Raw genomic sequence first — 13664 nt, 5'->3', positions numbered from 1 at the left:
TTTTATACGTTCTACCTTTCGGAAGGTCAAATGTCCGCACGCCATAATAAATACAGGCTTCTCAAAAAAGCGAAAAGTACACTTGGCCAGATAATGATTCTGGCATTGTGCATTTCAGGCCAGGTTAACGCAGAAACAGAAAAAAAAGCGGTAAACTTTTCTCGCGGCTTTATGAATTTCTATGACAGTGGATTAGACCTTAGCCAGTTCGACGGGGTAGATAAAATCCAGCCAGGTGATTACAAACTGGAAGTATTTAGCAACTTGCGGAAATTAGGAACCTGGCCCATTTCATTTATTCCGGCAAACAATACGCAGGGCGTAAATGCCTGCATGACGCCGGAAATGATTATCCGCTTTGATGTCGACACCAGCAAACTGCCGGAAAACTGGAAGACGGGCCGCTGCCTGATCCTCGAAACGCTTATCCCCGGCGCGACCGTCACCTACAACCAGGATGATGAGCGCCTGGATGTCACCGTTCCGCAGGCGATGCTGCTCAATACACCAGAGGGTTATATCAGCCCTGAACTATGGGATGACGGTGAACCTACCCTCATGGCCTCCTACGCGCTGAGTGGTTCAAGCACGCGCAACCGTGAGTTAGGTGAAACCAGCAACTATCTCTTTGGTAACCTGCAAACCGCTATGACGCTCGGAGCGTGGCGTTTTGTAACCTATGACACCCTGAACCTCGGCAATGATATTGAGGATGAAGGGTTCGATCATCTGCAGGCATTTGCCAGCCGGGGAATTGCGGCCTGGCAATCTGAAGTGGTGCTGGGCGATCTCAACACCAGCGGGGAGATGTTTGATACAACGGCCATTCGCGGCGTCAGACTCGCCACCGACGATCGCATGCTGCCGGATTCCGTGCGCAGCTATGCGCCTGTCGTTCGTGGTTTTGCCAACAGCAACGCGACGGTCACCATCAAGCAGTCCGGCAGTACCCTCTATGAAAAAGTGGTTCCCCCAGGCGAGTTTGCCATCAGCGATCTCTATGCAACGGGCTACAACGGCGATCTGGAAGTCACCGTCAAAGAGACCGATGGCACCATCAATTCCTTTACCGTCCCCTACTCCAGCGTTCCGCAGCTGCTGCGCGAAGGCTATTTTCGCTATTCGGTCTCCTCGGGTGAAATCCGCAACACATTTCTTGCCGATGATCCGTGGATGACGGAAGGCACGCTTCAGTACGGTTTGCTTAATAATCTGACCGGTTACGTAGGCGCTCAAACCGCGTTTGATGGTGATTACAACGCCCTGCTGGGTGGTGTGGCTATCAATACCCCGCTGGGGGCATTAGGCCTGGACGTTACCCGCTCTTATACGAACTTTAACTCCAGCACCGGGAGCGATGACTGCGGCTCACTGTGTGACATGTCCCTGCGTATCAGCCTTGCTAAAAATCTTTCCGAAACCGGGACAAATTTCAGCCTGGTGGGTTACCGCTACTCCAGTAAAAATTACTACTCGCTGTCGGATGCCGTCAGCGTGAAGCAGGCGCTGGAGCATGGTAACGACCGATATTTACCCGAACGCTATCGTGAACGCCTGGAAGCAAACATCAACCAGATGCTGCCTGCGGGTTGGGGAAGTTTCTACGTCAGTGGTTTCATCGGCAACATCTGGAACGATGAACTGGGCCGCACGGAAAAATCCAACTACGCGCTGGGATACAACAACCGGTTTGGCTCGTCGACCTGGGGCATTTCGCTTGGCCGAACCAACAATGAAGACGGTGGTCACGACGATACGATCTACCTGAGCGTATCTATGCCGCTCGGCCATCGTTATGAAAAACAGGCTCGCCTGGGAGCAAACTTTAGCTACAACAGTGATGAGGCCACCATCCGCACCTCGCTCAGCGGCTCGGCCGGCGAGCGATCGCAGTATGGCTTTAGCGGCTACTTCAGCGAGTCCAGCAGGCCAGAAACCAACTTCGGTACCAACCTGTCTTATGTGGGCGATAGCGCTTCCGGCGGCGTCGCGTTCAGCCAGTCCCTCCATAGCTTCATGGGCGGTTTGAACATGAACGGTGGCGTGGTTGTGCACCGTGGCGGTATCAATTTGACCCCAACGTTAGGCGACACCATTGGCGTGATAGAGGCCAAAGGCGCTGAAGGGGCAAGAGTTTACCCTGATTCAAATGCGGTCATTAAAGATAACGGCTACGGGATTGTCGGCTATCTGACGCCTTACAGATACAACGATGTCTTCATTGATCCAAAAGGTACATCAATGAGTGTCGATGTAGAGGATACGCGTAAGAGCATTGTGCCAACCGCCGGTGCCGCCGTGCATATCAAAATGGAAACACAGCAGAAGCAACAGACCTTTGTGCGCTTCACACATGCCTCCGGGCAAAAGATCCCCTTCGGCGCATCCATTACCGATGGTAGCAATACCACGCTCGGTATGGTCGGACAGGGTGGCCTGGCAATGCTGACCTTACCTGAACCTGGCAAGCCGATCGTTATTAAATGGAATAGTAATAAGGTGATGAACGCGTGCTCAGCAGAAGTCAATCACCTTTCTGATAACAGAAACACCCGCAACATGAATAAAGCCGCCTCCTTTAATGCGATAGATATTCTCTGCAAAGGCCTTTAACAGAAAATGAATAAATACATTACTACTCTGCTTTATCTCGTTTTATTATCCGTTTTATGGATGTTTACCCTTGAAGCAAAAGCCTCTGCGTGCAGACTCGAAGGCGTGGAAAAGGTTTTAAATATTACAGACGACATTACGTTAAACCCTGCGGATAAAGGCTCCACTGGAACGGTCTTATGGTCGAAAACGTATTCTGCACCTAACATCAAATATATCTGTGATGAATCAACGCAAACGCAGTGGCACACCGCTTACAGCCGAAATTATCTCTCTTCCTCGGTAGATAAAGTCTATACAACCGAAATTCCGGGTATCGGTATTCGGATGAAATGGCCAGCCAACGCAGGAAACACCTGGGTGCCGGGTAACTCCGGCTCTCCGGTGACCTGCAGCCCGAGCTGTTCTATCGACAACAGCACCGTATTAGTAGAATTCGTGCAGACAGGTAATATTAATCAGGGAGAATCCGAGATCCCTGCCGGCGAAATGGTTAACGTAAAAGTCAAACCTTTGCTCACGCCAGAGGATGCGCTTCGTATTCTTACTATCAATTTCTCAGCGCCAATTAAAGTAAATACGCGTTCATGTTCCATTTATCCCTCGTCGACCAACGTCGATTTGGGGACCTACAGTATTGCTTCATTCCAGAATACGCTAAATTATCAAGGTGATAAAAAGGACTTTTCTATTACCATCACATGCCCGGAACAGGCACAAGTTGGCTTAACTTTCTCTTCCCTGATCAATACCAAATTCGCATCAATGAACGGTCTTTTGGGCGTCGAGACCGGCGAAGGCTACGCGAAAAATTTCGCGATTATGGTTTACGAAAAATCCAGCCCTTATGTCTCATCGGCCCTTGTTCTTGGAAAAGAATACCCTTTCCAGGTTTCATCCCGCTTAACTAAAAACTATCAGGCCCAGATATTCGTTCCTGCCGAGGTTAATCGCGAAAACTCATTAAGTGCTGGCAGGGTGGTCGGCGCAATTCAATACACCATGGCTTTAAGATAATTATCAAGGAGAGATTCGTGCTTCAGCGTTTTTCAAAATATGCACTTTTATTAGTGCCGTTCATTCCTGTGGCTCATGCTACGGCGGCACTCCCTGGTCAGCAAAATAAACAGGAACTGGATCGTCTCGAAAGACAAACCAGCCAGGCATTAATAGAAGAAGCCAAGCGGACCGAGCAGTTAATCCAGCAACAAAAAAAAATGCGCGAAGCCGGAGATGAAACCCTGGCCAGCAGCGACTCGAACTGGAAATTTCAGGTCAATCATATTGTCATCCTTGATGATACGCAGTTTGACAACTCACCGCAGCGTCAGGCGATTATCGATCGCTATGAGGGCAAAATGCTCGGTCGAACAGAAATATTTGAACTGGCCAAAGAACTGACCGATTTTTATATTTCTCGTGGTTATGCCACGACGCTGATTGGTGTTGAGCCCGGTAATATCAAAACGGGCACACTCTCTCTGCGGGTGATGTGGGGAAAAATACACGATCTTAAGGTTAACGGGCAAGCGCCGTCCTTCCGTGAACGCACGCGCATGTTCACTGCCTATCCTTTTGCGAAAGACAAGATTCTGAACATGCAGGATGTCGATCAAATGGTCGAAAACCTGCTGCGCGTTTACCCTAACGACAATATTGAAATTCAACCGTCTGTTATAAACAGCTATTCCGATCTTAATCTGCTGCACGTGCCTGCATTCCCTCTTTCGGTCACCGCGGGTCTTAACAACTCTGGCTTTAAGGCTGACGGCTGGCAGCAGTATTATGGCAGCGTAACCGCTAAAAACATTGCCGGCATCAATGATATTTTCAACGTTTATTATTCATGGAATAACCTGAAGAATAACCAGGATAATCAGGATTCGTGGTCAACGAGTTACAGCATCCCACTGGGTTATTGGTCGTTTGACGCGCTTTATTACAAATCCAGCTACGACAAAACGCTTGCCGGCAATAACGCCAGCTACGCTTCTGACGGAGATTCTGACCGTGCTTCTCTGCGTGTCAGCCGCATGCTCGGCCGTAACGCCACGGGTAAAACCAGCTGGTGGGCAAAAGTTGAAAGACGTAATAGCAACAACAGCATTGAAAACCAGCGTATAGACGTCAGCTCTAAAACCTATACCTCGATTTCGTCGGGCGCTACCTGGGTCGGCGCTCTGATGAACGGCTGGTTCTATGGCGATGTGGGCGTGACGGCAGCGGTTCCCTGGTTTGGTTCCGCCTGGAAAAACGATGCCGACCTTAAAGGGTTTGACCTTGATTACGTCAAGTACAACGGCATTGCCAGCTGGACGCGTCCGCTTTTTCAGTCTGGCCGTTTAGGTGGCGTGTATGAACTCAACGCAGGGTTCCAGTACACCCCGAACGTACTGGTTAGCGATGCAAAATTAACGCTGGGCGATGAATTCACCGTACGCGGCTTCAAGGACGATAGCCTGCTGGTTGATAGCGGCGGCTGGATCGCCAATACCCTGCAGTTTCCATTCGATGTTGGCGTCGGCGGTATCTATCAGCTTATTCCCTATGTAGGTTATGACCTGGGCTTTGCCAAAGATAATTGCCCTAAAGGCGTCAACGTATGTGATAGCCAATTCATGATGGGTGGCTCTGTCGGGATTAAAGCTACCGGTAGCCATTTTTCAACGTATGTCCTCGCGGGCTGGCCTATAAAAAAACCAGATTCACTGGAAGAGAATACCGTCGATAACACGGTCGTTTATTACAAGATGGAAGTAACGTTCTAATTTAAGGAATTTTTATGAGCAATAATAAAACCTCAAAAACGAAGCTAACCGCAGGGAATTTGCATAAACACCTTTGCCCACTTTTTATTTCAATAGCGGGTATTCTCGCAGCTAATGCCGAAGCCGCAACGGTGCCGGATGCCAGCCAGAGTAAAGGGCCAACAATGGGTCAGGCGGCTAACGGCACGCCAGTCGTGAATATCACCGATCCGAATGCGAAAGGCGTCTCGCATAATAAATTCGACCAGTTTAACGTTGATAAAAATGGTCTTATTTTTAACAACAGCATGCAGGATGGTGTGTCTAAGATCGGGGGTTACACGGTTAAAAATGCCCAGCTTGAGCATGAAGCAAAAGCAATTATCAGTGAAGTGACGGGAGCCCAGGCGTCCTATATTAACGGGACGATGGAAGTCTTCGGCAGAAAAGCGGACGTGATCGTTGCTAACCAAAACGGTATTAGCGTTAACGGCGCCACCACCATTAATGCCAACAGCCTGACGCTGAGTACCGGTAAGGTGCAGATGAAAGAGGACGGCAACTATAAACTAGCTGTTGAAAAAGGCACCGTGTCTCTCACAGGGCAAGGCATTTCTACCGAAGGGCTAAGCTACTTCGACATTGTCAGCCGAAGTGCAAAACTGGAAGGTGAAATTGCCGGCCAGGCGGACGTTAAGGTAGTTGCCGGGCAGAACGATTACGATCTCTCCAGCCGCCAGCACACGACTCGCGCCACGGGTGACGGCCATACGCCGGATGTCGCGATTGACGGTCGGGCGATGGGGTCAATGTACGGTGGTAAAATTCAGCTTATCAGCACCGAATCCGGCGCAGGCGTCCGTCATGAGGGCAGTATTATTGCCACGGGTGACATTGAGATCAGTGCGAACGGCGACGTGACGCTGACAGGTTTACGCAGCGATAAAAATGTCACTGTCAGCGGCAACAATATTGCCCTGAACAAAAACAGCAGCGGCACCGGAAGTACAGAAGCGCAAAATAATATTATCCTGCATGCGCTCTCTGGCATGACGGTGAATAACGACGTTATCTCCCGTAACGGCACAATCCGAATTGATGCCTCAACCCTGCTGCAAAATACGGCTGCTATCATTGCGCAAAACAGTGCCACAACAGCGGTACCCGCCATTCAGATTAATGTTGCCGGGCAGTACACCCTTTCCGGAAAACTAAAAGCGCTGGATGCTAACGGCGCTGTCATTTCCGGTGGCGTCGTGACGTTAAAAAATGGCGATTTTGTCGTCATCCAGAATGGCCAGCAGGTGCCCTTCAGCACCCTCGTCTCCGATGCGGAGATCGTCAGCAACAGTGGTAATGTCAACATCACCGCGGGCAGCATGACTAACAATGAAGGCGTTATTCTCGCGAAGAAAGGGACGCTGCAGTTCAACCTGACCGGTGCGTTTGAAAACAAGGGTTCCGTCAGCGCCACAGGGGATATCTGGATTGCATCAGGTTCAATGAAGAACAATGGCATCCTGTATGCCAGCAACGCCCAGACGCTGTCTGTCGGCCATCTCGACAACGCAGGCCGCCTCTACGCGGATAAAAACCTGGTTATGACCGCCAGCGCCCTGAACAACAGTGGTCATATTGGCGCTAATAGCGGTGAGATGCGCATTAAGGTCAACGGTGAGGTTTCAAACAGCGGCACCCTGAGCGGTAACGATGCGCTGATCTTCATTGATGCCGACGGTAACATCGTCAACGACGGCACCATTGCCAGCAACAAGCATGACGTGACGGTGGCATCCGGCGGCGACACGCTCAGCAATACCGGACGTATTGCAGGACGTAATGTCTCCACCCAGACCCGTAAAGCCAGTGCAACCGTCAGTAACAGCGGCACCATCAGTGCCAGCGAGAAACTGGCCATCGCAACCGCGAATCTGAAAAACCAGGCCGGCACGCTGAGTGCGACCACTGACATGCAGCTTGATGTCAAAAAAGAGCTACAGAATAGCCAAAAAGGCAGCATTATTGCCGGGAAGAACCTCACCATAAAGGGTGACGGCGCGCTGGCAGTACACAATGACGATGGGCTGATCCAGGGCGATAATATCAATGCCAGCGGAATTTCCACCCTCTCTAACACCCATGACGCGCTGATTGCGGCAAGAGAAAACCTCTCCGTTACAGCGACATCGTTGCTTAACGACGCCTCAACCATTCAGGCCGGTAGCCTGACGCTCGATCGCGTCAGCACCGTCGATAACCTTAACGCCGCCACGCTGTATGCCAGCAAGACGCTGCAACTTACCCATCTCAACACGCTGAATAACACCGGCAGTTTTGTGATTTCTGACGGCACGCTGTCACTGTCCGATGTGAACACCCTCAATAACACTGAAGGTGCAACGCTATTCGGTGCTGGAAATACCACGCTGAGAAACGTAGGTACCCTTAATAACAGCGGCGCATCGATGATTAAATCGGATAATGCGCTCTCGATCGCGACGACCACGACGCTTAATAACAGCAGCGATGCAGTGATTGCCTCTGAGGGCAATCTGAATATCAGCGGCGTGAAGACGTTAAACAACCGCTCGGTGATTATCGGCAATGGCAATATCGCGATCGATGCCGTTGAGGAGCTGAAAAACGACGGTGTGGTTCAGGCAGGTCTGGATCTGATTATTCGCAACGTCAAAAACCTGGCCAACACAGGTGAAGGGCATGTTTTAGCTGCACTGCGTAACCTGACGATTGAAGACGTTGAGTCGCTCATCAACAGCGACGGCGCGGTCATCTCCGCCAATATGCAGACGGTGCTGAACGCCATCGGCGTTCTGACCAACCGCACGGCCGGTGTCATTCAGGCTGTAAACGGCCCGCTGGAGATTGTCGCCAACACGTTGAGCAACATTGGCAGCCTCACCGCAGAGGACGGGCAGCAGTCGGTGTCCACTCTCGTGGCGGGCGGCGACATTACGATCAATGCGCAAAACATGCTTAACACCGAACAGGCGGTGATTGTGTCGACGCAGAGCGATCTGTCAGTTAATGTCGCTAATAATCTGATCAACGCCAATGCAGCGGTACTATCGGGTGCCAACAATACGAACCTTAACGTAGCGGGCGGGACGATTAGCAACGAAAAAAATGCCCTGATCGCCGGGAATAACATCACGATTAATGCCTCGCAGCTGAATAATCATGATTCCGGCACGACCTCTGCCAGAAACGACCTCAACATCCATACCGGTTCATTCAATAACATCAATGGCATCCTCGAAGCGGGTCATGATTTATTGCTCAAGGTAAAAGACTCCATCGCGCTGAATGACAATAACCGCAGTATTCGTGCAGGTCATGATATGACGCTCAGCACCGAAGGTTCGCTGTTCAACAACACCATGATGGAAGCCATCGGCAACCTGACGCTCCAGGCAGACGGTAAGGTGATCAACAGCAAGTCTGTGGTCACGGGGGGTGATTTACGCATCAACGCTAATGAGGTAATGAACAACAGCAACAGCCTGCTCTGGTCGTTAGGGAAGATGGATATTAATGCCCACGACGGTGCCTTTGTTAATGACTATAACGGTAACGTGCTGAGCATGGGTGACATGTCGCTCATCGCGAAAACGATTATCAACTCCGCCGGGATCATTCGCTCCGAACAGAACATCAATATTGATGCGGCCTCTCTGGAAAACCAGAGCACATATACGGGTGGCACCATTTCGCAAACCCAAACGCAGGATGCCGTGGGTCAATGGGCCGGTATTGATAATGTGATGACGCAGGTCAGGATTACCACGGTTCTGCACATCCCGGTTCTGGCGTCAGATATCGCTATGAGTAAGCTCGGCGAAATCAGCGCCGGGAAAGATATTAATATTAACCAGCGCGGCATTTTCGACGAAAAAGAGGTTAAAAATAACGGCGGCCTGATCCAGGCGGGACGTGATATCACCATCACGGGTAATCTGCTGAACTCGCCAACCTATACCTCCGAATCCATGTATGACTATCTGAATCTCATCCTTGAGCAACCGATAGTACTGACCGACTACTGGAAAGTGGCAGCAGAGCACTACACGACGCTGACCTTCAACTCGCTCTATCAATACCTTGATTTCATCTTTGGTGACGGCGCACCTGCAACCAAAAGCGGTACCCAGGATCCAAACAGAGAGCGTAGCTATAAATCGCTTCTCGACGCCGCGAATGACTCAACCCAGCTCAACTATGTCATGAGCAAAGTGTTTGGTGAAACGTGGAATTCGCATGATTACGCGACCCTGAACACGGCATGGCATAACCTGGTAAGCAATGACACCAGCATTACCCCTCTGAAGACGAATATGATCTACTTCGTGCCTTCAGAAAAAGGTGAAATCACGGCGGGTCGTAACTTTACGCACAATGGCGGCACGCTGGATAACGGCCTGGCTAACGCTGGCACAATCAAAGAAAACGCCAAAATTGAGAATATCGACGTGGGTGACTACACCATCGACACCGCCGTCGCGGGCTATGATGTTGCCATCAATACCAAAAAGCTGAATGAACTGGCCATGGGGATCAGCCCACTGCCGACCATCAAGGATTTGGTCTCTCTGCCGGGCATGTTTGAAGTCACTGACGAATTCAAAAAAGCCTCTGAGGCGGCGAAAAACGGTACCGAATACAGCGGCCCGGCCAACCACATCATTCCGATTTTCGAAACGCGCCCGGAAATGATCGATCAGAGCAAGTACAGCGGCTCTGACTACTATTTCGACAAGGTGGATTACACTACCACCGAAACCGTTAACGTCATTGGCGATAACTACTTTATCTCCGAACTGATTCGTCGAGAGATCAGCCGCTCCGTAGGCAGCATGTTTGCGATACGAGACGGTCTTGAAGGCGATGCGCTGGTACAAAACCTGATGGATAACGCCGGTATTGCGGCGAAAAACAGCGATCTAAATCTGGTGGTGGGGCAGCCTCTGAGCGAAGAGCAGCGCAATGGGCTAACCCAGGATATCGTCTGGTTCGTGAGCCAGAACATCAAAGGGACGGAAGTGCTGGTGCCGGTGGTCTACCTTTGCCCTGAAACCCTTAGCCAGCTGGCTAACGGTGATATCAGTAAAGGCACAGCGTCCATTGCAGCCGGAAATAGCCTTTCAGTTGATGCCACCGCCATTAACAACGTGAACGGTACCCTCTCCTCTAAGGGTGACGTCACGCTGAAATCCAAAGGGGATATTAACAACATCAGCAATGCGACAGATGCTGGCATCTCGGCGGGCGGTAACGTCTCAATGACGTCGGAAAATGGCAGCATTGCCTCAAACGGCGCGGCAGTGAACGCCGGTGGCGACATTGACATGAAGGCTGAAAAGGGCGACATCACCCTGACCGCATCTGTCGGACACGGCGAAGACGGCAAGCAGAAGATTCATGCGCACGATGATGGCGTCACCGCAGGCGGCAGTATCAACATGCAGGCGAAAACCATCACTTCCAACGCGGCTGATATTACGGCAGGCCAGGACGTGAATATGAAGGCGAGCGAAGGTGACGTCACCTTCAACGACCTGCATCAGATTGATTCTAACCGTACCATCAATACCGAGATCAACGGTCTGTCCAGCTATACCACCACCGACACCAAAACGGTGACCGGCGAAGCTATCGGCGCAACCGTCAAGGCTGGCGGCAATGTGCAGATTGATGCCAGCAAGAATGTGGTCATCGAAGGCGGCAGCATTGACGCGAAAAGCGGCTCCATCAACGCGGCAGAAAACGTTGAGATAAAGACGTCTGAAAACGTGTCCGCTGAGGAACACACCACACAGTCTCGCCAGTTTGTTGCTGAGGCCGGCATCAGCGGCGCCGGTAAATCCGCCTCGGCTTCCTACGGCAAAAACGAGGGCACCACAAAAAATACCACCTCTGGCGACTACACCAGCGCAGGCGGTAATTCTGAAACCTCCGCGATTGGTGCCAAACCGGGCCGCGCACCGATCACCGATACTGCCGGTTTCAGGGTGGGTATGGAAGACACAACCGATACCGTGTCGACCCAGAGCAAGCAGAACACCAACGCGTCCATTAATTTTACCGATTCCGGTTCCGTAAATGCAGGAAAAACGGCGGATATTGGCGGCGCTGACCTTTCCGCCGGAGATAAGCTCAGCATTAACGCGAAAGATGTCGCAAGCACCAAATACGAGGATGAAACCAAAACCACCGTCACACATAAAGACCGCTTTGTCGGTGTTTCAGGTGAGGCCCACAGTGCGGTAGTTGATGCGATCGACAAAACCGGGAATCTCATTGATAAATCGCAGCAAGGCCAGTCGATTAACAGCGGAACCACGACGGCGGAAGTGCTGGGCGATGTGTCCAACATCATGCTAAACGATCTTGCTGGCGGCTCCGTCACTTTCGGCGGGAACACGACAAAAACGAAAGAAACGCGCACCGCAACGGCGGAGAATACCACCAATATTAATGCTAAAAACGTCAGCATTAATTCGACCAACGATACCACGCTCAACGGCGTGAACGTGAACTCGCAGAATACGGAGATCAATGCGGGTGGTAATGTGGACATTAACGCAGCGAAATCAACAACCTCTTACACCAATGAAACCGAAAAACACAAAGGCGGTCTTACCGCAGGCGTGGGAGTGGATATAACTGGCGCAAGCGGCGGTATTTCAGTCGATTACAACGGCAGTACGGAACACGGCTCGGGTAACTCTACGTCGTATAAGAACAGTACTATCAACGGCAACACGGTGACAGTGAACGCTGGCGGTGATATGAACATGAAGGGCGCTAACATCGATGCAGAAAAAGCGGATGTTAACGTTGCAGGCGATATGAATATCACCTCCGTGCAGAATACCGAGCACACCGAAAGCAGCCGCGGTAACTGGGGCGCTTCTGTGGGCATCTCCGTCTCGGCAGCGGGCATCATCCCGAACGCGTCCGTCAACGGGGGCGGCGGCTCTGAAAGTTACGATTCGTCTAAAACAGCGAAGCAATCCGGTATCAATACCAGCGGCGAGCTGAATGTGAAAACCGGAGGCGACCTCAATATGACCGGGGCTAATCTGGTATCTCAGGATGGCACCGGATCGGTGAACGTTGCGGGTGATATCAATGCGAAAACGCTGGAAGACCACGTTGAGCAGGATGGTCTGTACGGCGGTGGCGGCATTGGCCTGAGCAATGGCGTAGTGCCTTCCGGTAACATCTACGTCGACACCGTGGATGAAATTCACTACAACGAAACGCAGAAATCCACTATCGCCGTGGGTGACACCACCAGTGCGGCAGTGAATGGCGATCTCAATACCAATAAAGATGAAATGTCGGTTGTCACGCGTGATGAGAAAGAAGCAGGAAATAACATTTCCTACACGCTTGCCGATCCGGGGATTCGTAAGAAGAAGAAAAGCGGCGCTGACGCAGACAGCGATACTCCAGCGAAGCCGGATGACGGCCATACGGACGATGGCGGCTGCCCTCAGAAGTGTACGCCGACTAAGCCAGGCTCAACGCAGCAGCAGACGACAACCACGACGCGTACAACGTCTGATTCTCAGCATATGACGATTGAGAAAACGACGGCGACAACGACCTCCACGTCCGCCTCTTCGGTGGTCCATAAGGAGGCCGTCGCGTCTGAAACCGCACGCAGTGAAGCCGTGCCAAACGTTGCGCCGTCAACGTCCCAGCCGCTGACGCCAAAAGCGAAACCAGAGGCCGCAACGGTTACGCCAAAAGCGAAACCAGAAGCCACAACGGTTACGCCAGTGAAGAAATGGGCCGTACCGGAAACTAACTATCCGGTGCTCTCTCCTGGCTCTGCAACGGGTAAAACCGGTAAAGACATGCCGAAAACACCGGACCACAGGAAGTGGAATGGCGACATGACCAACGGCGTTGCGCCATCCAGCAACACCAAAGGCGATGACGTCAAGCTCTCGCCGGGTTCGTCCACCGGTCAGACCGGGATGGATATGCCGAAAACGCCGGAACACAAGCAGTGGAATGGCGACATGACCAACGGCGTTGCGCCATCCAGCAACGCCAAAGGGAATGACGTTAAGCTTTCTCCGGGGTCGTCCACCGGTCAGACCGGGATGGACATGCCGAAAACGCCGGAACACAAGAAGTGGAATGGCGACATGAGCAAAGGTGCGATGAACGCGCGTCCACAGTGGAAGGCGTTGCAAATCGATCGACCGATTGATATCTATGCTCCGGTAACCATTACCTTCACCGACGAGCAGTACAGCTAAAACAAAAGGG

General features: G+C 51.6%; 4 protein-coding genes. All 4 read left to right on the top strand.

Going from position 1 to position 13664, the window contains the following annotated elements; genetic code table 11:
- Positions 1-30 precede the first annotated feature (30 nt).
- Genes ACVCAM_RS15790 through ACVCAM_RS15775 form a run of 4 tightly spaced genes read left to right on the top strand, consistent with a single transcriptional unit; the run spans position 31 to position 13654 of the window.
- Positions 31-2613: a fimbria/pilus outer membrane usher protein gene (locus ACVCAM_RS15790; protein ID WP_407223636.1), complete on the top strand. Its 2583-nt coding sequence runs from the start codon at positions 31-33 to the stop codon at positions 2611-2613.
- A gap of 6 nt (positions 2614-2619) precedes the next feature.
- A complete protein-coding gene (locus ACVCAM_RS15785) occupies positions 2620-3630 on the top strand; it encodes a fimbrial protein (RefSeq protein ID WP_023344868.1) in 1011 nt (336 codons plus the stop codon).
- Between the two features lie 17 nt (positions 3631-3647).
- The gene (locus ACVCAM_RS15780; RefSeq protein ID WP_023294519.1) at positions 3648-5381 is read left to right on the top strand and encodes a ShlB/FhaC/HecB family hemolysin secretion/activation protein; all 1734 of its coding nucleotides are present in this window, start codon (positions 3648-3650) and stop codon (positions 5379-5381) included.
- Between the two features lie 14 nt (positions 5382-5395).
- Positions 5396-13654, top strand: coding sequence for a two-partner secretion domain-containing protein (locus ACVCAM_RS15775; protein WP_407223637.1), 8259 nt, complete (start codon positions 5396-5398; stop codon positions 13652-13654).
- Positions 13655-13664 lie beyond the last annotated feature (10 nt).

It is taken from the genome of Enterobacter sp. CFEC122, assembly GCF_052983755.1.
Note: the sequence above shows the minus strand (reverse complement) of the source record. Positions and strands in the feature narration are given on the sequence as shown.